This window comes from Bradyrhizobium tropiciagri (assembly GCF_001189845.1).
Classification (GTDB): Bacteria; Pseudomonadota; Alphaproteobacteria; order Rhizobiales; family Xanthobacteraceae; genus Bradyrhizobium; species Bradyrhizobium tropiciagri.
On record NZ_LFLZ01000003.1, the window covers coordinates 221,043 to 242,480 of the forward strand.

The 21,438-nt window shown below is 65.6% G+C and carries 18 protein-coding genes and 1 pseudogene; 9 read left to right on the forward strand and 10 right to left on the reverse strand.

What is annotated here, in order from left to right:
- Positions 1-58: 58 nt before the first annotated feature.
- Positions 59-736 carry an AzlC family ABC transporter permease gene (locus AKN84_RS04355; protein ID WP_157863246.1) on the forward strand — a complete coding sequence of 226 codons (678 nt, stop codon included), beginning with the start codon at positions 59-61 and terminating at the stop codon, positions 734-736.
- Positions 729-1,031, forward strand: coding sequence for an AzlD domain-containing protein (locus tag AKN84_RS04360; protein ID WP_050419530.1), 303 nt, complete (start codon positions 729-731; stop codon positions 1,029-1,031). The genes AKN84_RS04355 and AKN84_RS04360 overlap by 8 nt, the downstream gene beginning before the upstream one ends.
- A 27-nt stretch (positions 1,032-1,058) precedes the next feature.
- Here AKN84_RS04360 and AKN84_RS04365 read toward each other — a convergent pair whose 3' ends face one another.
- Complete coding sequence (locus AKN84_RS04365) at positions 1,059-1,265, reverse strand: hypothetical protein (RefSeq protein ID WP_050419531.1); 207 nt, start codon at positions 1,263-1,265, stop codon at positions 1,059-1,061.
- A 63-nt stretch (positions 1,266-1,328) separates the two neighbouring features.
- Positions 1,329-2,216 carry a LysR family transcriptional regulator gene (locus AKN84_RS04370; RefSeq protein WP_050419532.1) on the reverse strand — a complete coding sequence of 296 codons (888 nt, stop codon included), beginning with the start codon at positions 2,214-2,216 and terminating at the stop codon, positions 1,329-1,331.
- 120 nt (positions 2,217-2,336) lie between these two features.
- Here AKN84_RS04370 and AKN84_RS04375 point away from each other — a divergent pair, with 120 nt between their 5' ends.
- Complete coding sequence (locus AKN84_RS04375) at positions 2,337-3,077, forward strand: SDR family oxidoreductase (protein WP_050419533.1); 741 nt, start codon at positions 2,337-2,339, stop codon at positions 3,075-3,077.
- 56 nt (positions 3,078-3,133) lie between these two features.
- Positions 3,134-4,031: pseudogene (locus AKN84_RS04380) on the forward strand (SDR family oxidoreductase).
- Between the two features lie 141 nt (positions 4,032-4,172).
- On the opposite strand, the gene AKN84_RS04385 reads toward AKN84_RS04380, so the two are convergent.
- From AKN84_RS04385 to AKN84_RS04395, 3 genes are all read right to left on the reverse strand, one after another.
- The gene (locus AKN84_RS04385; RefSeq protein WP_050419534.1) at positions 4,173-5,255 is read right to left on the reverse strand and encodes a carboxylesterase family protein; all 1,083 of its coding nucleotides are present in this window, start codon (positions 5,253-5,255) and stop codon (positions 4,173-4,175) included.
- A 22-nt stretch (positions 5,256-5,277) separates the two neighbouring features.
- Positions 5,278-6,249, reverse strand: a complete 972-nt coding sequence (locus AKN84_RS04390) for a S1C family serine protease (RefSeq protein ID WP_050419535.1) — start codon at positions 6,247-6,249, stop codon at positions 5,278-5,280.
- 240 nt (positions 6,250-6,489) lie between these two features.
- Complete coding sequence (locus AKN84_RS04395) at positions 6,490-7,998, reverse strand: AMP-binding protein (RefSeq protein WP_050419536.1); 1,509 nt, start codon at positions 7,996-7,998, stop codon at positions 6,490-6,492.
- Between the two features lie 321 nt (positions 7,999-8,319).
- On the opposite strand from AKN84_RS04395, the gene AKN84_RS04400 reads away from it, so the two are divergent.
- Positions 8,320-8,640: a PilZ domain-containing protein gene (locus tag AKN84_RS04400; RefSeq protein ID WP_050419537.1), complete on the forward strand. Its 321-nt coding sequence runs from the start codon at positions 8,320-8,322 to the stop codon at positions 8,638-8,640.
- 79 nt (positions 8,641-8,719) lie between these two features.
- Here the strand turns inward: AKN84_RS04400 and AKN84_RS04405 are convergent, their stop codons facing one another.
- Positions 8,720-9,613, reverse strand: coding sequence for a LysR family transcriptional regulator (locus AKN84_RS04405; RefSeq protein WP_050419538.1), 894 nt, complete (start codon positions 9,611-9,613; stop codon positions 8,720-8,722).
- Between the two features lie 109 nt (positions 9,614-9,722).
- Here AKN84_RS04405 and AKN84_RS04410 point away from each other — a divergent pair, with 109 nt between their 5' ends.
- A complete protein-coding gene (locus tag AKN84_RS04410) occupies positions 9,723-10,715 on the forward strand; it encodes an aldo/keto reductase (RefSeq protein WP_050419539.1) in 993 nt (330 codons plus the stop codon).
- A 336-nt stretch (positions 10,716-11,051) separates the two neighbouring features.
- Here the strand turns inward: AKN84_RS04410 and AKN84_RS04415 are convergent, their stop codons facing one another.
- Together AKN84_RS04415 and AKN84_RS04420 are read right to left on the reverse strand one after the other, a co-directional pair.
- Entirely contained in the window at positions 11,052-12,083 is a 1,032-nt protein-coding gene (locus tag AKN84_RS04415; RefSeq protein WP_050419540.1) for a peptidoglycan -binding protein, read from the reverse strand.
- Between the two features lie 87 nt (positions 12,084-12,170).
- Positions 12,171-13,166, reverse strand: coding sequence for a flagellar motor protein MotA (locus tag AKN84_RS04420; protein ID WP_128970426.1), 996 nt, complete (start codon positions 13,164-13,166; stop codon positions 12,171-12,173).
- Between the two features lie 530 nt (positions 13,167-13,696).
- On the opposite strand from AKN84_RS04420, the gene AKN84_RS04425 reads away from it, so the two are divergent.
- The 3 genes from AKN84_RS04425 to AKN84_RS04435 all read left to right on the forward strand — a co-directional run bounded on the left by AKN84_RS04425 (position 13,697) and on the right by AKN84_RS04435 (position 19,326).
- A complete protein-coding gene (locus AKN84_RS04425) occupies positions 13,697-14,899 on the forward strand; it encodes an efflux RND transporter periplasmic adaptor subunit (RefSeq protein WP_128970427.1) in 1,203 nt (400 codons plus the stop codon).
- A 6-nt stretch (positions 14,900-14,905) separates the two neighbouring features.
- A complete protein-coding gene (locus tag AKN84_RS04430; RefSeq protein ID WP_050419542.1) occupies positions 14,906-18,061 on the forward strand; it encodes a multidrug efflux RND transporter permease subunit in 3,156 nt (1,051 codons plus the stop codon).
- Positions 18,062-18,177: 116 nt separating this feature from the next.
- Positions 18,178-19,326 carry an AAA family ATPase gene (locus tag AKN84_RS04435; protein ID WP_050419543.1) on the forward strand — a complete coding sequence of 383 codons (1,149 nt, stop codon included), beginning with the start codon at positions 18,178-18,180 and terminating at the stop codon, positions 19,324-19,326.
- Positions 19,327-19,338: 12 nt separating this feature from the next.
- On the opposite strand, the gene AKN84_RS04440 is transcribed toward AKN84_RS04435, so the two are convergent.
- Both AKN84_RS04440 and AKN84_RS04445 read right to left on the reverse strand, forming a co-directional pair.
- Positions 19,339-20,133, reverse strand: coding sequence for an inositol monophosphatase family protein (locus tag AKN84_RS04440; RefSeq protein WP_050419544.1), 795 nt, complete (start codon positions 20,131-20,133; stop codon positions 19,339-19,341).
- Positions 20,134-20,357: 224 nt separating this feature from the next.
- Complete coding sequence (locus tag AKN84_RS04445) at positions 20,358-21,431, reverse strand: tetratricopeptide repeat protein (protein ID WP_050419545.1); 1,074 nt, start codon at positions 21,429-21,431, stop codon at positions 20,358-20,360.
- Between the last annotated feature and the right edge of the window lie 7 nt (positions 21,432-21,438).

Below are 21,438 nucleotides of genomic sequence, written 5' to 3' on the forward strand. Positions count from 1 at the left end.
CACCAAGTCTAATCTAATGGTCATGACCATTACAAGCGCCTCGCCATCAGCCTCCACGATGACTGCCGCAGGTTTCAGGCGCGGCCTGGTCGCGGCGTTGCCGTTCCTGCTCAGCAATGGCGCCGCCGGCCTCGTGATGGGACTGACGTACAAGGGACTTGGGCTGGGGGCAGAGCACGCCATTCTGTTCAGCCTGCTGGTCTACTCCGCCACGGCGCAAGCGATCACGCTGAGCATGTGGGCTCATCCGCTGCCGGTCGTCGCCATGGTCGTTGCCTGCATTGCCACGAATTCGCGATACTTACTGATGGGCGCCCATCTGCGCCAGCTGTTTGGCGGACTGGCACCCCGGAAGGTGCTGCCCACGCTGTTCCAGCTGGCGGATGCATCGTGGCTGATGACGAGCTCGGACGCCGACCGCAATGGACCTGACGCAGGCTATCTGCTCGGATCGAGCATCCCGATGGCGATCGGCTGGGTCGGCGGCACCGCGCTCGCCTATGCCGCTCCGCTCGCGGCGAACGAACCGCTCAGGCTCGCCGCTACGTTGCTGCCGACGATGTTCATCGCGACCCTGCTGCCCAGCCAATGGAAGAATGTGAGATCGCTTTGGCCGTGGCTGACCTCGGCCGTCGCGGCACTTCTCGTGGCCCGGTTCGTGGATCCCAGCTGGTCGATGCTGATCGGAGGCGGATGCGGCACGCTTGTGAGCATGATGGAGCCGAAAGATGCATGACCTTAAGGTGCTCGGCGTCATCTGCATCCTCGGCGTCACCTGCTATGTCATGCGCGCCAGCGGATACGTCCTTGCTGCATCGATGCGCGACGACGGCATCGCCGCGCGGTTCTTGCAGCTCGCGCCCGGCAATCTGTTCATTGCATTCATTGTCGGCGGTTGCCTATCAGGCGGGCTGGCTGGCTTCGTCGGGACCGTGGTCGCGCTTGCGACCATGGCCATCACGGCGCGGGAATGGGCCGCGCTGGGAGCCGGATTCGGCGCAGCCTTGGCGGCGTCTGCGCTCGGGCTGTGACGCCGATCGGATTGTGAACGTCGGTCGTTACTTCGACGCGATCTTGCCCCACTGCTCGCGGGTGCGCGTCTTCAGCAGGTTCCAGTCATGCGCCGCGACGTCCCAATTGACGATGGTGCGCGCGTCCCGCGCCATCTCGCCATTGGCTGCGCTCGATGTCCGCATCGAGTCATAGAGATAGACGCTGCATATCAGCAGCAGCGCGCCCAAAATCATTCCGAAAAACGTCCGCATCGCTTAATCCCTCCGGTGTCGAAGGGATAACGTCGCGGGGTTCGCCGTGGTTCCGGCGGCCGATCAACTGCGCGCGAACACGCGCATGACATAATCGATGAACACGCGCACGCGCGGCGAAAGCTGGCGGTTGCGTGGATAGAGCAGGTTGATCGGCACCATTGGCGGCGGCCATTGCTGCAGCACTGCAACGAGCGTGCCGTTGGCGAGATCGGCCTCGGCGTGGAAGCGCGGCACCTGCACGAGGCCGAGGCCGAGCCTGGCGCTCGCGAGATAGCTCTCGGGTCCGGTCACCGACATCGGTGCGGGCAGCGGAAACTGCTTCACGGCACCGTCGATCACGAACTCCATCGGCCGCAGGCGTCCTGTCGTCAGCGAGCGGATGCCGATCATGCGATGGCCGTCGAGCGCGAACGGATCGGCCGGCAGACCGAAGCGCGCGAAATAGTCAGGCGCGGCGCAGGTCAATCGCTCCAGCATCGTCACCTGCCGCGCGATCATGTCGCTGTCGGGCAGGCGGCCGAAGCGCAGCACGCAGTCGACGCCTTCGCGGATCACGTCGATGAAGCGATCGCTCTCGCTCATGTTGATCTCGATGTCGGGATACTCGGTGAGGAAGCCCGGCAGGTTCGGCAGCAGGAAGTGCCGCGCCAGCGTGCCCTGCACTTCGAGCCGGAGCAGCCCCTTCGGCCGCGCGCCGCCGAACGCGCCCTCGGCATCTTCGAGATCTGATATCAGCGACACGCAGCGGCGGTAGTGCGCCTCGCCGTCGAGCGTCGGGCGCACCGTGCGCGTGGTGCGCTCGAGCAGGCGGACGCCGAGCCGCGCTTCCAGCCCCTTCACGGCGTCCGTCACCGTCGAGCGCGGCAGGCCGAGATCGTCGGCGGCCAGCGAAAAGCTGCGCCGCTCGACCACCCGGGTGAACACGCGCATCGCGTCGAAGCGGTCCATCTATTGTCCGAAATTCGCGAATAGTGATGCCAAAAAATGCCAGATTATCCGGTCGATGCCAAGCCGTAGCGTCCTCCCATCGAACGCGGCCGTAGCCGCTCAACTGATGGGAGATCGAAAATGACCAACCAGACCAACAAGGTAGCTCTGGTGACGGGCGCCTCGCGCGGTATCGGCGCGGCGGTCGCCGAGCGCCTCGCCAAGGACGGCTTCACTGTCGTCATCAACTATTCCGGCGATGCCAAGCCCGCCCAGGCGGTTGCCGACCGGATCGAGGCCGCCGGCGGTCGGGCGCTGACGGCGAAGGCCGATGTCAGCGATCCCAACGCGGTGCGCGGCATGTTCGACGCGGCGGAAGCGGCGTTCGGCGGCGTCGACGTGCTGGTCAACAATGCCGGCATCATGAAGCTCGGCAAGATCGCCGACAGCGACGATGCAACCTTCGACCAACAGGTCGCGGTCAACCTGAAGGGCAGCTTCAACACCATGCGCGAGGCGGCCCGCCGGCTGCGCAACGGCGGACGCATCGTCAATTTCTCGACCAGCGTCGTCGGCACCAAGCTCGAGACCTACGGCATCTATGTCGCCACCAAGGCGGCGATCGAATCCCTCACCGCGATCCTCTCCAAGGAATTGCGCGGCCGCGGCATCACCGTGAATGCGATCGCGCCGGGCCCGACAGCGACCGATCTGTTCCTCAACGGCAAGTCAGACGAACTGATCGACCGCTTCGCCAAGATGGTCCCGCTGGAGCGGCTCGGCACGCCCGACGACATCGCGAATGCCGTGTCGTTCCTCGCCGGTCCCGACGGCTCCTGGATCAACGGTCAGACCCTGCGCGCGAATGGCGGCCTGGTCTGACGCTCTCGCGCCTTCAACCCAACTCCCGTTCAATCCGTCATCACAAGGCACGTGTCATGAAACAGGTCATCGTCATCACCGGCGCCTCGAGCGGCTTCGGCCGCCTCACCGCCAACGCGCTCGCCAAGCGGCCACATTGTCTACGCCTCGATGCGCCACACCACCGGCCGCAATGCTGCCGCGGTCGCCGATATCGAGGAGTTCGCGAGGGACAACAAGGTCGATCTGCGCTCGCTCGAGCTCGATGTCGGCTCGCAGGCGTCAGTCGACAAGGCCATTGCGCAGATCGTCGCCGAAGAAGGCCGCCTCGACGTCGTGATGCACAATGCCGGCCACATGGTGTTCGGCCCGGCGGAGGCCTTCACGCCCGAGCAGCTCGCCGAGCTCTACGACGTCAACGTCCTCTCGACCCAGCGCGTCAATCGCGCGGCGCTGCCGCAGCTGCGCAAGCAGGGCAGGGGACTTGTGGTCTGGGTGTCGAGCAGCTCTTCGGCCGGCGGCACGCCGCCCTATCTCGCGCCGTATTTCGCGGCGAAGGCCGGCATGGATGCGATGGCCGTGATCTATGCCCGCGAGCTCGCGCGCTGGGGCATCGAGACCTCGATCATCGTGCCCGGCGCCTTCACCGGCGGCACCAATCACTTCGCGCATTCCGGCCGTCCTGCCGACGAAGCGCGGGTCGCCGAATATGAAGCCGGTCCCTATGCCGGCTTCGGCGATGAGATCATGAAGGCGTTCGCGGCGATCGTGCCCGAGGATGCCGACGCGTCGCTGGTCGCGGATGCGATCGTCAGGGTGCTCGACACGCCGTTCGGCAAGCGGCCATTCCGCGTCCACATCGATCCGACCCAGGACGGTGCCGAGGTCGCCTTCGGCGTGATCGACCGCGTCCGCAACGAGATGCTGCACCGGGTCGGCTTTTCAGACCTGCTCAAGCCGCGGGTGAACACGTAACGAGGTAGATTCTATCCACGTCATTGCGAGCGAAGCGAAGCAATCCATCGCGCCGCAGGCGGAGACATGGATTGCTTCGTCGCTTCGCTCCTCGCAATGACGGGGATAGAGCCGTGTAACTCGGTGCCAACCGACGATGCTCTAAGCGCCGCCGGCCTGTTCACCATTCAGCCACTTCATGATCCCCGCATTGATCTCGCGCGGATAGGTGTGGCTGAGATCGTCGATCTCGCGATAGACGACCCTGGCGCCGGCGGCCGACAGCAGGCCCTGGGTCTGCCGCGCGGTCTGTACCGGGAACATCCAGTCGAGCCGGCCATGGGTGATGAAGATCGGCAAGTCCCGTAGCCGCTCCGCATCGGCCATCTCAGCCATCAGTGGGTGGAAGGTCGCCGCGACCGGCGCCAGATGCGTGAAGCGCGAGGCGCCGTCGAGCCCGGTCACATAGCTGAACGTGCCGCCGTCGCTCATGCCGGTCAGCAGCATCCGCGTCGCGTCGATATTCCAGCGCGCGCACACCTGGTCGAGAATGCGGTTGAGGTTCGGCGTGTCGGTGTCGTCGCCCATCAGCGCCCAGGTCTGGCCGGTTGCGGTCGGCGCCACCAGGATGGCGCCGCGGCTGCGCGCGTCGCGCAGCCAGCTCCACAGGAAGCCGCGGCCATTGCCGCTGCCGCCATGCAGCGCCATCACCAGCGGCCAGGTACTTTCAGGCGTGTAGTATTCCGGCACATACATCGAGAAGCCGCCGCGGCTGCCCGGCTCGTTGCGCTCATGGAAGATGCCGGTGTCGGCGTTCGGCGTCGCCGCGAGTTTTGCCTGCAGCCCGGCATCCTCGCGCAAGTCGGGCGCGATGAAGAAGCCGCTGACCGGCGGCAGTTCGGTCAAGGGATAGAGCGCTTCCTGGGCGCGCGGCAGATAGCGCAGCGCGCGGAATACGCTGACCAGGTCGCCTTCGCCGTTCTGCACCGCGCGCAGCCCCGCATAGCCGGCGAGCGCCGGTTCGATCGCAGCCTCAAGTGCAGTCTTGATGTGCGCGAATTTCTCCGGCCAATCGGCCAGCCGCGGCCGCACCGCCTGCAGTGCCTCCTCGGGTTCGCCCGCGATCTGCATCACGCGATCGAAGTCCGGCGGATTGAGGTTGCGCGCGACAAAGGACAGCGATTCCAGGGTCTGCAACAGCGGCGGCAGCACGGCCACGATGTCGTCAACCACGGCCTCGCTCATCGCAGCTGCTCCTCTTTCTTGCTTAGTGCAGCCGCGGCGCCTTGAGCAGCTTCATGCGGTCGATCGAGGTCAGCGTCACGTCGAAGGTGACGCCTTCGTGATAGACCGTCAACGGCACGTCAACGCCGGCTGCGCCGAGCGACCAGAGCTTGCGATAGAAGCCGGTCTGGCTCGTCACCTTGTCGCCGTCGACCGCGAGGATCACGTCGCCGGTCTTCAGCTCGGCGCGCGCCGCCGGTCCCTTGCTGGCAACGCCGACCACCACGAGGCGGTTGTCGATCTCGGTCGTGTACATGCCGAGCCACGGTCGCGCAGGCTTGTCGACACGGCCGAATTTGCGCAGGTCGCTCAACACCGGGTTCAGCAGATCGATCGGCACGATCATGTTGACGTGCTCGGCGCGGCCCGAGCGTTCGCGCTCGAGCTGCAGCGAGCCGATGCCGATCAGCTCGCCGGCATTGTTGATCAGTCCGGTGCCACCCCAGTTCGGATGCGACGGATAGGTGAAGATCGCCTCGTCGAGCAGATACTCCCAGTAGCCCGCGAATTCCTGCTTCGCCGCGATCTGGCTTGCGACCGAGCGCGTGCGGCCGCCGGCACCACCGAGCACGACATTGTCGCCGACCTGCGTTGCCGCGGACGAGCCGATCCGCAGCGGATCGATGTCGAGCTTGCCCAGCGCCTGCACCAGGCCGAAGCCGGATTCGAAATCGAAGCCGAGCGCGTGACCCTCGACCGCGCGGCCGTCGCCGAGATGCAGCCACACCGTGGCGGCTTCGGTGATCAGATAGCCGATCGTCAGCACCAGCCCGTCGTCGATCAGCACGCCGTTGCCCGCGCGTTCGGTGCCGAGCGTCTCGGCGCTGAAAGCATCAGGCGGAATGATCGAATGCAGCCCAACCACGCTCATCAGCGCACGATCGAGGTCATAGCGATAATCTTCGGGGCGGGGCTGAAAGGCCGCCGGCACTTTCGGTTCGGTCGTGGAAGTCATCTGGGATCTCCTGGCGTGCAGGGCGCGCTGGAACCTCAAGGTAGTCCGAGGTTCTGCCGGCAGGGAAGATGGAATGATATACCCTGCGCGGCGGCCTGCACAGCTCATCTGGCGTGCAGACCTGCCCCTCGCAAGATAGATGAATCTGTTCGCCTCTAGAGCGCGATGAGATCTGTCATCGCGCCTTAGCTTCTTGTTTGGGCATGATCTTTTCGGAAAACCGCTTCGCACTTTTCCGCATCATGCCTTCGCGCGCGCCGGCATGATGCGGAAGGCGCGGTTGTCCTTGATCCACGCGGCGCGCTCGTCGCGCAGCATGGTGCGGCGGACCTTTCCGGAATCATCGCGCGGCGCGGTGCCGACGCGCTCGAAGCTTTCCGGATGCTTGTAGCGGCTGAGCCGGTCTTTCAGGAAATCGCCCATGCCGTCGGCGATCTTCTGCGCATCGGCGTCGTCGGCGAGCTCGAGGATCGCATGCACGCGCTGGCCGAATTCCGGATCGGGCAATCCGACCACGACGCAGGAGCGCACATCAGGATGTTCGCTGACCGCGGCCTCGACCTCGGCCGGATAGATATTGGCGCCGCCGCGCAGCACCATGTCGGCGAGCCGGTCGCCGAGATAGAGATAGCCCTCTTCATCCAGACGTCCGATATCGCCGAGCGATTCCCAACCGTCCGGCCGCCGCTTCGGTGTTGCGCCGAGATAATGATAGGTGGAGCCGACGCCGTCATTGGGCAGGAAGTAGATCTCGCCGGTCTCGCCGGGCGCGACGTCGTTGCCGTCCTCGCCGATGATACGCAGCTTAGCGGTCTCGCCGATCTTGCCGACCGAGCCCTTATGCGCCATCCATTCGACGCCCGAGATCACGCAGGCGCCTTGCCGCTCGGTGCCGCCATAGAGTTCCCAGACACGCTCCGGGCCGAGCCATTCGATCCACTTCTCCTTCAGCCAGGGCGGCATCGGCGCTGCCATGTGAAACACGATTTGCAGGCTTGAGACGTCGTAGCGGTTGCGCACCTCCTCGGGCAGCGCCCAGATCCGGTGCATCATCGTTGGCACGAAGTTGACCCATTGCACGCGTTCGCGTTCGATCAGCCGCAGCGTCTCCTCGGCGTCGAACTTCACCATGCCGGTCAGCTTGCCGCCGCCGAACAGCGCGGAGTGCGACAGGATGAACGGTGCATTGTGATAGAGCGGGCCCGGGTTGAGCAGCGAGGCCTGATGCGGAATCCCGAGCATCAGCGGCGTCGTGGTTTCGATCACGGCGGGGTTGTGATCGAGGATCACCTTCGGCCGTCCGGTCGAGCCGCCGCTCGTCATCGCCTTCCAGTAGCGCGCAAGCGGCGCATCGAGCGGCTCCCCGGAAAATCCCTCCGGCACGAAATTCACCGGCAGTGAATTCGGCGCATTCCAGTCGGCCTCGCCGCCGACCACCAGCGACGGCTTCAGGATCTCGAGCACCGCGGCGGCTTCGCCGCGCGGCAGCCGCCATGACAGCGAGGTCGGCGTCGCCCCGCATTTCCACACCGCGAACGTGGTCTCGAAGAACGCGTTGCTGTTGGGCAGCCCGATCGCGACGAAGTCGCCGGGCTTGACGCCCTTGGCGGCAAAGGCCCGCGCCCGCGCATTGGCGCGGCGCTCGAGCTCATGCCAGGTCAGCGTATCCGCGCCGTGACTGACGGCGATCGCATCCGTGGGCTTGCGTTCGGCATACCAGCGCGGCACGTCGGCGAGGGGGATCAGCATGGGTCGTTTCCGTCGGAAATGGCGGCTTGAAGCGCTCTTGTTGCAGGGATGTGGCCAAAGCCACGGCCGCCACTTCACCAACAGTGCGGTCGCGGTGTCAAGGTCCGGAACGCCAGTGCGGCCGGTATCCCGCTGAGGGAATTGCAGAATCCCTGTTTGCTAAAAGCCGGGTCAAGATTCCGGTAAAGTTCAAGCGATCGCGCTAAGCCGGACTTTACGGGGGGACGGCATTGTGGCCGCTGCGGTTATGTGCCGGGCGCGTCGATCGACCTGCGCGGTCTTGCAAGTTTTCAATGACCAATGTCTTCAAGGACGACGACGATGGCGAGCAATGGAGCACGTATCAAGGTCAGTCGCGAGCCGCGGCGCCAGCTCAACAACCGTGCGGCCTGGATCACGGTCGACGATGGCGTGACCGAGAACGCCTGCGCCGTGGTCGACATCTCGCCCGGCGGCGCCAAGATCACCACCGAGGTCGAGTTCGACGTCAAGGACCGCCTCGCGCTGACGCTGCTCGCCGACCATGCCAAGCGCTACCCCTGCGAGGTGGTGTGGCGCCGCGGCAAGACCTACGGGCTGAAATTCGTGACTGCGGATGTGGAGCCGGACGAACCGGCCGCGGAGCCGGTCGGCGCGGTCTAGAACATGGTCCTCTGAACCGAACGGCGGACAGGCGGCTATCGCAAGCGCACTTCATCTTTGGCCGCGTTGCCGTTCGCGGTCAGCCGCGATAACGCAGCGCATCGACCAGCAGTGCGAAGGCCGGAGCGGATTGCCGCCGGCTCGGATAATAAAGGTGATAGCCGGGAAACGGCGCGCACCAGTCGTCGAGCACCTGGATCAGCTGCCCCTTGGCGAGCTGCGTGCGCACCTGGTCCTCGGCGATGTAGGCGAGCCCCAAGCCGGCCAGTGCCGCCTTGATCCGCAACGTGGTGCTGTTGAACACCAATTGTCCGTCGACGCGAACCCTGAGCGGGCGGCCGCGCCGCTCGAATTCCCAGGCATAGATGCCGCCATGGGTCGGCAGGCGGATATTGATGCAGGCATGCTGCGTCAGATCCTGCGGCCGTTTCGGGCGCTCCCGCCGTTTGAAGTAGGAGGGCGCACCGACCACGACCATGCGGAAATCCGGACCGATCCGCACCGCGATCATGTCCTTTGCAAGCTGCTCGCCGAGGCGGACGCCGGCATCGAAGCGCTCCGCGACAATGTTCGCCAGTCCGTTGTCGACGGTGATCTCCACCTTGATGTCGGGATAGCGCGGCAGGAACTCCGCCAGCGCCGGCCACAGGATCGTCTCGGCTGCGTGCTCGCCGGCGTTGATGCGGATGGTGCCGGCGGGCTTCTCGCGCAGCGCGGTCAGCGCGGCGAGCTCGGCCTCGATTTCCTCGAAGCGCGGACCGATGCCATGCAGCAGCCGTTCGCCGGCCTCGGTCGGCGCGACGCTGCGCGTGGTGCGGGTCAAAAGCCGCACGCCCAGCCGTTCCTCCAGCGCGCGCATGGTGTGGCTGAGCGCCGATTGCGACACACCGAGCTGCGCCGCGGCACGGGTGAAGCTGCGCTCGCGCGCGACGGCGAGGAAGGCGATCAGGTCATTGACGTCAGGCCGCGGCATTCATGAACCCTGCTCATAAGTCCATCCCGGTTTCTACGTCTAATGGCATGGCTGTGCACGCCTTAAATCCCGCAGCGACGAAATCCAGCCATCGATGCGGAGAGACATCATGCAGAAACGCAAACTCGGTCACAGCAATCTCGAAGTCTCGGCGATCGGCCTTGGCTGTATGGGCCTCAGCTTCGCCTACGGTCCGGCGGTGGAGAAGACCGCGGGCATTGCCATGCTCCGCGCCGCCGTCGAGCGCGGCGTTACTTTCTTCGACACCGCCGAGGTTTACGGCCCCTTCGTCAATGAGGAACTGGTCGGCGAGGCGCTGGCGCCGGTCCGGAGCGAGGTTGTGATCGCCACCAAATTCGGCTTCGATATCGGCACCATGGCCGAGCGGCACCGCGCCTTGAACAGCCGGCCCGAGCACATCAGGGCGGTCGCGGACGCCTCGCTGAAACGGCTGAACATCGATGTGATCGACCTGTTCTATCAGCACCGGGTCGATCCCGCGGTGCCGATCGAGGATGTCGCCGGCACCGTGAAGGACCTGATTGCCGCCGGCAAGGTCCGCCATTTCGGCCTCTCCGAGGCCGGCGTCGGGACCATCCGCCGCGCCCACGCGGTGCAGAAGGTCACGGCGTTGCAGAGCGAATATTCGTTGTGGGAACGCGGGGTGGAGGCGGAGATCCTGCCGGTGCTGGAAGAGCTCGGCATCGGCTTCGTGCCGTACAGCCCGCTCGGCCGCGGCTTCCTCACGGGCGCGATCAATGCGTCGACGACGTTCGCGAGCGACGACTTCCGTAACCTCGTGCCGCGCTTCACGCCGGAGGCCCGCCGTGCCAATCAGGCGCTGGTCGATCAACTCGGCCGCATCGCCACCGGCAAGGGCGCGACGGTGGCGCAGATCGCGCTGGCCTGGCTGCTCGCGCAAAAGCCGTGGATCGTGCCGATCCCCGGTACCACCAAGCTCAATCGGCTGGAGGAAAACATCGGCGCCGCGCGCATCGAACTGAGCTCCGCCGATCTTGCTGACATCGGCAAGGCTGTCGCCGCGGTCGAGGTGCAGGGCGCGCGCTATCCGGAGCAATTGCTCGGGTTGGTCGGGCGCTGAGGAAGTCGAGCCACACACCCAGTGTCGTCCCGGGCTTGACCCAGGGACCCATAACCACGAATGGCAATTGTCGCGCGACGTTGGGGCCACAGCGCACCTCAACAACGCAAGCCTGTGGTTATGGGTCCCGGCTTTCGCCGGGACGACGATTGTGGATGCAGGCCGTACCGCACAATCGCTGTCGTCCTGGCGAAGGCCAGGACCCATTACCCCAAATCTCGATTGTTGCACGACGCTGGGATCACGATCCCGTTCATCACCCAATTCGGTGGTTATGGGTCCTGGCTTTCGCCAGGACGACGGATGGTTAGGGCCGGAATGGTTGGCCGCGCTGCCTTATTTCTCCGTCAGCTTCAGCTCGATGCGGCGGTTGCGCTTGTAGGCGTCTTCGGTTTGCGCGGTGTCGAGCGGCTGGAATTCGGCGAAGCCGGCGGCGACGAGGCGCTGCGCCGGCACGCCGAGCGAGATCAGGTATTGCACCACCGAGATCGCGCGCGCCGAAGACAATTCCCAGTTCGACTTGAACAGCGGACTGTTGGTGATCGGCCGCACGTCGGTGTGGCCGTCGACCCGCAGCACCCAGGCGATCTCGGGTGGGATCTGCTTGTCGAGGTCGATCAGCGCGTTCGCCACGGTATCGAGCTCGGTCTTGCCTTCCGGCAGCAAGGTCGCCTGGCCGGTGTCGAAGAACACTTCGGACTGGAACACGAAGCGGTCGCCGACGATGCGGATATCGGGGCGGTTGCCGAGGATCGCACGTAGCCGGCCGAAGAATTCCGAACGGTATTTCGACAATTCCTGTACCCGCTGCGCCAGCGCGACGTTGAGGCGCTGGCCGAGATCGGCGATCCGGTTCTGCGATTCCTTGTCGCGCTTCTCGGAGGCGTCGAGCGCCTCCTCGAGCGCGGCGAGCTGGCGGCGCAGCGCGCTGATCTGCTGGTTCAGCACCTCGATCTGCGCCAGCGCGCGCGATGACACGCTCTTTTCGGACTCCAGCGCCTTGTTGAGCTCGTTGGCGCGGCCCTGCGCATCGTTGCCGGAATTGGCGAGCCCCTCATACAGCCCCTTCATGCGATCGCGCTCGCCCTCGGCGGAAGCGAGGCCGGCGCGGAGCTGCGACACCTGGTCGTCGAGCGTCAGCTTGGAGAGCTTCTCCAGCGACAACAGCTCGTTGAGCTGGGCGATCTTGGCGGTGAGCTGCTCCAGCGCCTTGTCCTTGCCTGTCACTTCCTGCGACAGGAAGAACTGCACGACAAGGAACACCGACAACAGGAACACGATCGACAGCACCAGCGTCGACAGCGCGTCGACAAAGCCGGGCCAGTAGTTGAAGCCGGATTCGCTGCGGCGCGAGCGGGCGAGGGCCATCAAACAATCTCCTCTCTCGTGTCCCGGACGCGCTGCGGCGTGCAACGCCGCTCCGCAGAGCCGGGACCCAAATCCTCTAGGCCCCTCTCAGCTCTTCTCGGGCTGGCGGGCGAGGCGTTCGAGCAGCCGCTTGATCTCGCGGTTCTGCTCGCCCTGGCCGTCGGCCCATTCGCGGATCATCTGTTGCTCGGTGCGCATATGCGCAACCAGCCCCTGGATCGCCTCGGCAAGATTGGCCATCGCCGCCGTGGTGTTGCGGCCGCCGCCGGCGCCGCCTTCCTCGAAGGTGGCACGCAGCCGGTCGATCGCGCCCTGCAAATCGGCGCCGCCGGCCCCGACGCCGTCGCCGGAAATGCCGCGCACGGTGGTGGCGAGCCAGTCCTCGAGGTCGGTGTAGAAGCGGTTCTGGGCCTGGCTCGATTGCAGATCGAGGAAGCCGAGGATCAGTGAGCCGGCAAGGCCGAACAGCGAGGACGAGAACGAAATGCCCATGCCGCCGAGCGGGGCGGCAAGGCCCTCCTTCAGCGTATCGAACAGCGCGCCGGCGTCGCCGCCGACCTTTAGTCCGTCGATCACCTTGCCGACCGAGCCGACCGTCTCGATCAGGCCCCAGAAGGTGCCGAGCAGGCCGAGGAACACCAGAAGGCCGGTCATGTAGCGCGAGATGTCGCGGGCTTCATCGAGGCGGGTTGCGATTGAATCGAGCAGATGCCGCATTGTCTGCTGCGAGATCGACATCCGGCCCGCGCGCTCGCCGCCGAGAATGGCGGCCATCGGCGCAAGCAGCGTCGGGCGGCGCTCGATCGCAAGGCCGGGATCGGCGATGCGGAAATTATTGACCCAGGCCACTTCAGGATAGAGCCGGATCACCTGGCGGAACGCCAGGATGACACCGATCAGCAGCACCGCGCCGATCAGGGCGTTCAGCCCGGGATTGGCGAAGAAGGCGGTGACGATCTGCTTGTACAGCACCACCCCGACCAGGCCGCAGAGCACCAGGAATACCAGCATCCGCACCAGGAAGATCCTGGGCGAGGACAGCTTGCTCAGTTCGATCTCCATCTCGGAGCGGGAAGGGGGCATTGCCGGATCATCCGTTCGCGAAGGCCGCATCTGTCAGCAATATGGCACAGCGGCGCAGTGAGGAAAGCCGAATCCAAAGGCGGATGGCTGAGACCCGGCGAGCTGTTGCCGCTTTGCGCAGCTTTCTGGGCGGCCGCCGTATCGCCGTTTGCACAGGTCCCCCGCCACCACGCGTAGATCGCGAGATCTGGCCGGATTGCACGCCTCGTCGGGAAACGGGTGCGACGCGTGCTGATTCGGCCGGAGCGCACGATGTCGCAAGGTGCGGCATTCTTGCGCAGGCAAAATGGCGTGTTCCCGCGCACGCAGTCCTTAACGCATTCCCACAGCCTGCGATGGAACCCGCTCACAATGCGGTGACAAGATAAAACATGCCGCGAAATCAGGGTGATAGCGTTCTGTGACAATGAGCCGCCCGAGAAACGCATTGCGTCGCAGCAAGCAGATTTTATTTTCACCGCAGCAACGCGAGCGCTGTCGCCGTGACACCGCCGTTCGCTTGCCCAAACCTTTCAGGGGCGATCATCTCAATGTCTGGACTTCGCGCGCAATCGGCATGCATTGCTCTGATGCTGGCCGTGACGGCGCCACTGCTTGCTGGCTGCGACGAACCGAATTCGGCAACCGCCGCCGTGCAAGCACCCGAGCCGGACGTCAGCGTGGTCACCGTGAAGCCGCAGGCGCGCGCGATGGTGCGCGAGCTGCCGGGCCGCATCGCCCCGACCCGTGTCTCCGAGGTGCGCCCGCGCGTCTCGGGCATCGTCGTCAACCGCATGTTCCATCAGGGCAGCGAGGTGAAGGTCGGCGATCCCCTGTATCAGATCGATCCGCGTCCGTTCGAAGTCGAATTGCAGTCGACCGAGGCGGCGCTGGCGCGCGCCAAGGCGGTGCTCGAGCAGACCGCGCTGCAGGCCCGCCGTATCGCGACGCTGACCCAACAGCGCGCGACCTCCGAGGCCGAAAACGAGAAGGCGATCGCCAACCTGAAGCAGGCCGAAGCCGACGTGCAGGGCCGTGAGGCCGACGTCGCGCGTGCGAAGCTCAACCTGGACTATGCGACGATCCGTGCGCCGATCGACGGCACCATCGGTGCTGCGGTCATCAGCGAAGGCGCGCTCGTGGTCCAGAACGACGCCGCGAGCCTTGCGACCATCCAGCAGCTCGACCCGATCTACGCCGACTTCCAGCAGTCGGTGACCGAGATGAACCAGCTCCGCCGCGCCTTCGAGAGCGGCGACCTCGAGCGCATCGCGCCTGACGCCATGAAGGTCCGCCTCGTGCTCGACGACGGCTCGATCTATCCGGTGCCGGGCAAGCTGTTGTTCTCCGACGCCAAGGTCGATGCCTATACCGGGCAGGTCACCCTGCGCGGCGAATTCCCGAACCCGCATCGCATCCTGCTGCCGGGCATGTATGTCCGCGTGCTGATCGAGCAGGGCATCGACAGCGATGCGATCGCGGTGCCGCAGCAGGCGATCCAGCGCAATGGCGGCGGCGGCAGCGAGGTGTTCGTCGTCAAGGACGACAATCACGTCGCGGTGCAGCCGGTGCGCACCGGCTCGCTGCAGGGCGGCTCCTGGTTCGTGAGCGAAGGCCTCAAGGCCGGCGACAAGGTCGTCGTCGAGGGGTTCCAGAAATTCGCCGCCGGCGACAAGGTCCGGCCGCTGGCCTGGCGTGAGATCGACGCTGCGTCGGCACCGGATTCGCATCAGACCGCCCACGCGGTGCGGTGATCGGACATGCCCAGCTTCTTCATCGACAGGCCGATCTTCGCCTGGGTCGTCGCGCTGTTCATCTGTCTGATCGGCGCGATCTCGATCCCGCTGCTCGCCGTCGCGCAGTATCCGATCATCGCGCCGCCCTCGATCTCGATCTCGACGAGCTATCCCGGCGCGTCGCCGGAGAACCTGTACAACAGCGTGACGCGGCTGATCGAGGAAGAGCTCAACGGCGCCGCCAACATCCTGAACTTCGAATCGACCTCCGACTCGCTCGGCCAGGTCGAGATCATCGCCAACTTCAAGCCGGGCACTGACACCAGCCAGGCTTCGGTCGAGGTGCAGAACCGCCTCAAGCGCGTCGAGGCGCGGCTGCCGCGCGCCGTGATCCAGCAGGGCATCCTGGTCGAGGAAGCCTCGTCCGCGGTACTGCAGATCATCACGCTGAACTCGACCGACGGCTCGCTGGATGAAGTGGGCCTCGGCGACTTCATGATCCGCAACGTGCTGGGCGAGGTGCGCCGCATCCCCGGCGTCGGCCGCGCCACGCTGTATTCGACCGAGCGCAGCTTGCGCATCTGGATCGATCCGGCCAAGCTGGTCGGATACGGCCTCTCGGCCGACGACGTCAACCGGGCGATCACGGCGCAGAACGCTCAGGTCGCCTCCGGCAGCATCGGCGCCGAGCCGAGCACCGATACGCAGAAGATCTCCGCGCAGGTGCTGGTGAAGGGCCAGCTCTCCTCGCCCGACGAATTCGGCGCCATCATCCTGCGCGCCAATGCCGACGGCTCGACGGTCCGCCTGCGCGACGTCGCGCGGGTCGAGATCGGCGGCCTCAGCTACCAGTTCAACACCCGTCTCGACGGCAGGCCGACCGCAGGTCTCTCGGTGCTGCTGTCGCCGAAGGGCAATGCGCTGGCGACCGCGAGCGCGGTCGAGGCCAAGATGAAGGAGCTGTCGCGCTTCTTCCCGGCCAACATCTCCTACGAGATTCCCTACAACATCACGCCGGTGGTCAAGGCCTCGATCGAGAAGGTCCTGATGACCCTCGTCGAGGCGGTGGTGCTGGTGTTCATCGTGATGTTCCTGTTCCTGCAGAACATCCGCTACACCATCATCCCGACCATCGTGGTGCCGGTGGCGCTGCTCGGAACCTGCGCGACCCTGATGGCCGTGGGCTACTCCATCAACATGCTGACCATGTTCGGCATGGTGCTGGCGGTCGGCATCCTGGTCGACGACGCCATCGTCGTGGTCGAGAACGTCGAGCGCATCATGGCCGAAGAGGGCCTGCCGCCGAAGGAAGCGACCAGGAAGGCGATGTCGCAGATCACCGGCGCCATCATCGGCATCACGCTGGTGCTGATGGCGGTGTTCGTGCCGATGGCGTTCTTCCCCGGCTCGGTCGGCATCATCTACCGCCAGTTCTCGGTCACCATGGTGGCGGCGATCGCGTTCTCGGCGCTGCTCGCGCTGTCGCTGACGCCGGCGCTGTGTGCGACCTTGCTCAAGCCGGTCGAGAAGGGCCACGGCCATGCCCGCAAGGGCGTGTTCGGCTGGTTCAACCGCGTGCTCGACAACAGTCGCGCCGGCTACACGCGCACCGTGCAGGGTTCGCTGAACCGCACCGGCCGCCTGATGCTGATCTATCTCGTGCTGTTCGCAGGCGTCGCCTACGGCTTCGTGCGGTTGCCCGGCGGCTTCCTCCCGGTCGACGACCAGGGCTTCATCACGACCGACGTGCAGACGCCGTCGGAATCGTCCTATGCGCGCACGGAAGGTGCGGTCGAGCAGGTCGAGAAGTACCTGAAGGATCGCGCCGGCATCGAGAACGTCACGTTCCTCACCGGCTTCAGCTTCCTCGGCCAGGGCATGAACACCGCGCAGGCCTTCATCACGCTGAAGGACTGGTCGGAGCGCGGCCCGAAGGAGTCCGCTGCCGCGATCGTCGCCGACATCAACCGCGATTTGTCGTCGGTGCGCGACGCAAAAATCTCGGCGCTGCAACCGCCGCCGATCGACAACCTCGGCAACTCGTCGGGCTTCTCGTTCCGCCTGCAGGACCGTGGCCAGAAGGGCTATGCCGCGCTGATTGCCGCCTCCGACCGCCTGATCGCGGAGGCCAATGCCAGCCCGATCCTGCAGAAGGTCTATGTCGAAGGCCTGCCGCCGGCGCCGCAGGTCAATCTGATGATCGACCGCGAGAAGGCCGGTGCGTTCGGCCTCACCTTCGAGGACATCAACAACACGATCTCGACCAACCTCGGCTCGAACTACATCAACGACTTCCCGAACCGCGGGCGCATGCAGCGCGTCATCGTGCAGGCGGACAAGACCAGCCGCATGAACGCGGACGACATCCTCAACTACAACGTCAAGAACAGCCGCGGGCAATTGGTGCCGTTCTCGGCCTTCGCCACCATCGAATGGACGAAGGGGCCGACCCAGATCGCGGGCTTCAACTACTACCCGGCGGTGCGCATCTCCGGCGAGGCGAAGCCCGGCTTCACCTCGGGCGACGCGATCGCGGAGATGGAGCGGCTTGCCGACAAGCTGCCGCGCGGCTTCGGCTATGAATGGACCGGCCAGTCGCTGCAGGAGAAGCTGTCGGGCTCGCAGGCGCCGTTCCTGCTCGCGCTGTCGCTGCTGGTGGTGTTCCTGCTGCTCGCCGCGCTCTACGAGAGCTGGACCATTCCGCTCGCGGTGCTGCTCACCATCCCGCTCGGCATTCTCGGCGCCGTGGTGGCGGCGACGCTGCGCGGGCTCTCCAACGACGTCTATTTCACCGTCGGCCTGATCACCATCATCGGTCTTGCCGCCAAGGACGCGATCCTGATCATCGAGTTCGCCAAGGACCTGCGGGCGCAGGGCAAGCCGCTGGTCGAGGCGACGATCGAGGCGTGCAGTCTCAGATTCCGCCCGATCCTGATGACCGGTCTCGCCTTCGTCTGTGGCGTGCTGCCGATGGCGATCGCGACCGGCGCCGGCGGCGCCAGCCAGCAGGCGCTCGGCACGTCAGTGATGGGCGGCATGATCGCCGTCGTGATCCTCGCGTTGCTCTTGGTGCCGGTGTTCTTCGTCAGCGTGCAGCGCGTGCTCGCCGGTGATCGCGAGAAGGCGCCTGACAACGCCGAGGTGTACGGCCCGCCCGCACCGGTAAGGATCGGACACTGATGTCAGCGACCGGTGCCGATCGGATCAGCGGCTTGCTTTCGCAAGCCTGCCAATCCAGATTGCAGCTCTGGATTGAACGGGGAGCGCGCAGGCAACCCGGGGATTGAGGGCATGTGATGCGGCCGACCGACATTGCGATCTCGAATTATCGCTCTATTCGGCGGCTCTTCATGCCCATTCAACCGCTATCCGTCTTCATCGGCGAGAACGGCGTCGGCAAATCCAATCTCTATAAGTCGCTGTCGCTGCTGCGCGACGCGGCAACCGGCCGGATCACGCGCACGATCGCCGACGAAGGCGGGTTGAACTCGGTCTGCTGGTCCGGGCTTCGCAAGCGAGGCGAGGATGGGCGGCTGCGGCTGGCGGCCAGATTCGAACACGTCAATTACTCGATCGAGCTCGGACATCCCGGCCCGGTCGAGGCGGCGTTTCCCGGCGAGCCAATGATCAAGTCCGAACGCATCGAGACGATCCACGGCAAGCGAAAAGTCCTGATGATGGAGCGGACCAATTCGCACGTCAGCGTCCGCGGCGAGAACGGTGCCTGGAGCGAGCACAAGGATGCGGTGCTGCCGTCGGAAACCGCGCTCGCCGATTTCTTCGACGGCCAGACATGTCCCGAAGTCGGCCTGATCAGGAACGCCTTACAGAGCTGGCGCTTCTATCACGATTTCCGTACCGACCCGGCGTCGCCGATCCGCAAGCCATGTCTCGCGATCACGACGCCGTCGCTGAGCGCCGATGGCAGCGATTTGGCAGCCGCTTTGGCAACGCTCAGCGCGATCAGACAAGATGCGGCCGACCTCCAGGATGCGATCGAGGATGCGTTCCCGGACGCCGAGCTCCGGGCATGGGAAGAAAACGGCCGGTGCGAATTCGAGCTGCGGCAGACAGACATGCCGCGGCCGTTCAAGGCCCACGAACTCTCCGACGGGACGCTGAAATATATCTGCCTGCTCGCCGTGTTCATGGGCTATCGGCTGCCGCCGTTCATCGCGCTGAACGAGCCCGAGACCAGTCTGCATCCGTCGCTGCTGGCGCCATTGGCGAGGTTGATCGCCAAGGCGTCGCGCCGCGCCGATATCTGGATCGTCACCCATTCGGAACAGCTGATGGAGGCGTTGCGCAGCGAGAGTTCGGTCCCGCTGCGCCGGGTGATCAAAGCGAAGGGCGCCACGGCCATCGAGGGCCTGACCGCCGGCGGCGAGTTTCGTGACCGGCAAGAAGACCATGACGATGACGATGACGACAGCGACGACGATTAGATCGCGCCGGCGCTACTGCCCGAGCGGCTTCAGGATCTTGATCAACTCGCCGTGCACGAACTCGTTGCCGCCGACGACGTGGCCGGTCTGCAGCGGGTCGTCATTGCCCCGGATGCCGGAGACGGTGCCGCCGGCTTCCCGGATCATCAGCAGGCCGGCCGCGAGGTCCCAGGGCTGCAGATTGCGTTCCCAATAGCCGTCGAGGCGGCCGGCTGCGACGAAGGCGAGATCGAGCGAGGCGGCGCCGAAGCGGCGGAAGCCCGCGACCTTGCTCTGCAGCGCGGCCATCTCCTGCAGCGCCAGCTGATGGTTGCCGCGGCCGATATGCGGAAGGCCGCAGGCGACCACGCATTCGTTGAGCTGGCGGCGGCCGGCGACGCGCAGCCGCTGGTCGTTGAGGAACGCGCCCTTGCCGCGCTCGGCAATGTAGAGCTCGTCATTGGCGGGATTGTAGATCACGCCCGCGATCACGGTGTCCTCGCGGAGCAGCCCGATCGAGATCGCGAATTGCGGGATGCCGTGCAGGAAGTTGGTGGTGCCGTCCAAGGGATCGACGATCCAGGTGTGGCTCTTGTCCGAGCCTTCGCGCCTGCCGCCTTCCTCGCCGAGGAACCCGTAACCGGGGCGAGCCTTTTCGAGGTCGGTGTAGAGCATCTCTTCGGCGCGCTTGTCGGCGAGCGAGACGAAGTTCGCCGGGCCCTTCAGCGAGACCTGGAGATGTTCGATCTCGCCGAGGTCGCGCTTGAGGCTGCGGCCGGCGCGGCGCGCGGCCTTGACCATGACATTGATGAGGGCGGAGTAGAGCATGATGGACGGCTTCTTCGGTGCGATTGTGCTGGGACGGCGGGTTCAAACCTAATCCCGTCATCCTGAGGAGCGCGGAACGCGCGTCTCGAAGGATGAACGGCTACCAGCCGGGCCGTTCATCCTTCGAGGCTCGCCCCGCTCGCACCTCAGGATGACGGGGTGGAGGGGAACTGTGCCTTGGATTTCCGGACTGGGTGCCCTCTGGAAGTGGCGCCGTCAAGGCGTCATTTGACGTTGTTTCCGATCCATTTTCGGGCCGCTGCCTCGCCCTTGGCGCGGTCTTCCGGGCTCATATCGGCGAGGATGTCGTCGAGATCGGGGTCGCCCTTGCCGGCGGTCTTGGCGACGGTGTGCCATTTCAGCGCCTCGACCTTGTCCACCGGGGCGCCGGCGCCGGTCGCCAGCACATGGGCGAGGCGGTTCTGCGCGATCGGGCTGTTCTGCCGGGCCGCCTTGCGCAGCAGCGTGATCGCCGCCGGCACGTTCCGCGGCGTGCCGGCGCCATTGTAGAGCGCGATGGCGTATTCGACCTCGGCGTCGACATTGTCGGCCACCGAGGCCGCCTGCAGCAGCCGCGCCGCCTTTTCGAGGTCCTTCGGCACGCCGGTGCCTTCCTTGTAGAAGGTCGCCAGCGCGTATTGCGCCTCGGGGCTGCCGGCGTCCGCGGCCATCCGCAACAGCTCGGCGGAGCGCTTGAGGTCCTGCGGCAGGGTCTGGCCGTCGAGATAGAGCAGCGCAAGATTATAGGCCGCCTTCGGTTCGCCGAGCTTGGCGGCCGACGCCAGCAGCTTGACCGCGGAATCCTTGTCCACCGTGCCGCCGCGGCCCGCGATCCGCATCATGGCGAGTGCGAACATCGCCTCGCGGTCGCCGGCATCGGAGGCGCGCTTGTACCAGTCGTCGGCCTTGACGTAGTCGCGCTTGACGCCGAGCCCATTGGCATAGAGCTCGCCAAGCATCGTCATGGCCTTGGCATCGTTGTTGTTCTGCGCGCGCACCGTCGCGAGATCGAATGCGGTCTTGTACATGCCGCGCTGATAGGCGCCGTAGACGAGGTCGACATTGGGATCGTCCGGCGGCGGGGTCGGCGAGGGTGTCGGCGTCGGGGTGGGCGTGGCCGCAGGCTTCGGCGCGGGCTTCTTCGCGACCGGCGTATGCACCTTCGGCTTTTCCTTCGGAGCCTCCTTCTTCGCAGGCGGCGGCGTCTGGGCCGGCGGCGTGATCGAGAGCTGCGCCATCGCGCCGCTCGCCAGCATCGTGCAGCCGAGCGCAACACCTATCGGACGCAGGCATTTCATTCCGGCG

What these genes read in the sequence shown, in the direction of transcription:
- AKN84_RS04365 (WP_050419531.1), bottom strand. Translation starts at nt 1,265, where the DNA reads ATGCGGACGTTTTTCGGAATGATTTTGGGCGCGCTGCTGCTGATATGC.
- AKN84_RS04405 (WP_050419538.1), bottom strand. Translation starts at nt 9,613, where the DNA reads ATGCCGCGGCCTGACGTCAATGACCTGATCGCCTTCCTCGCCGTCGCG.
- AKN84_RS04430 (WP_050419542.1), top strand. Translation starts at nt 14,906, where the DNA reads ATGCCCAGCTTCTTCATCGACAGGCCGATCTTCGCCTGGGTCGTCGCG.
- AKN84_RS04435 (WP_050419543.1), top strand. Translation starts at nt 18,178, where the DNA reads ATGCGGCCGACCGACATTGCGATCTCGAATTATCGCTCTATTCGGCGG.
- AKN84_RS04415 (WP_050419540.1), bottom strand. Translation starts at nt 12,083, where the DNA reads ATGGCCCTCGCCCGCTCGCGCCGCAGCGAATCCGGCTTCAACTACTGG.
- AKN84_RS04360 (WP_050419530.1), top strand. Translation starts at nt 729, where the DNA reads ATGCATGACCTTAAGGTGCTCGGCGTCATCTGCATCCTCGGCGTCACC.
- AKN84_RS04395 (WP_050419536.1), bottom strand. Translation starts at nt 7,998, where the DNA reads ATGCTGATCCCCCTCGCCGACGTGCCGCGCTGGTATGCCGAACGCAAG.
- AKN84_RS04410 (WP_050419539.1), top strand. Translation starts at nt 9,723, where the DNA reads ATGCAGAAACGCAAACTCGGTCACAGCAATCTCGAAGTCTCGGCGATC.
- AKN84_RS04440 (WP_050419544.1), bottom strand. Translation starts at nt 20,133, where the DNA reads ATGCTCTACTCCGCCCTCATCAATGTCATGGTCAAGGCCGCGCGCCGC.
- AKN84_RS04390 (WP_050419535.1), bottom strand. Translation starts at nt 6,249, where the DNA reads ATGACTTCCACGACCGAACCGAAAGTGCCGGCGGCCTTTCAGCCCCGC.
- AKN84_RS04400 (WP_050419537.1), top strand. Translation starts at nt 8,320, where the DNA reads ATGGCGAGCAATGGAGCACGTATCAAGGTCAGTCGCGAGCCGCGGCGC.
- AKN84_RS04385 (WP_050419534.1), bottom strand. Translation starts at nt 5,255, where the DNA reads ATGAGCGAGGCCGTGGTTGACGACATCGTGGCCGTGCTGCCGCCGCTG.
- AKN84_RS04445 (WP_050419545.1), bottom strand. Translation starts at nt 21,431, where the DNA reads ATGAAATGCCTGCGTCCGATAGGTGTTGCGCTCGGCTGCACGATGCTG.
- AKN84_RS04425 (WP_128970427.1), top strand. Translation starts at nt 13,697, where the DNA reads ATGTCTGGACTTCGCGCGCAATCGGCATGCATTGCTCTGATGCTGGCC.
- AKN84_RS04375 (WP_050419533.1), top strand. Translation starts at nt 2,337, where the DNA reads ATGACCAACCAGACCAACAAGGTAGCTCTGGTGACGGGCGCCTCGCGC.
- AKN84_RS04355 (WP_157863246.1), top strand. Translation starts at nt 59, where the DNA reads ATGACTGCCGCAGGTTTCAGGCGCGGCCTGGTCGCGGCGTTGCCGTTC.
- AKN84_RS04370 (WP_050419532.1), bottom strand. Translation starts at nt 2,216, where the DNA reads ATGGACCGCTTCGACGCGATGCGCGTGTTCACCCGGGTGGTCGAGCGG.
- AKN84_RS04420 (WP_128970426.1), bottom strand. Translation starts at nt 13,166, where the DNA reads ATGCCCCCTTCCCGCTCCGAGATGGAGATCGAACTGAGCAAGCTGTCC.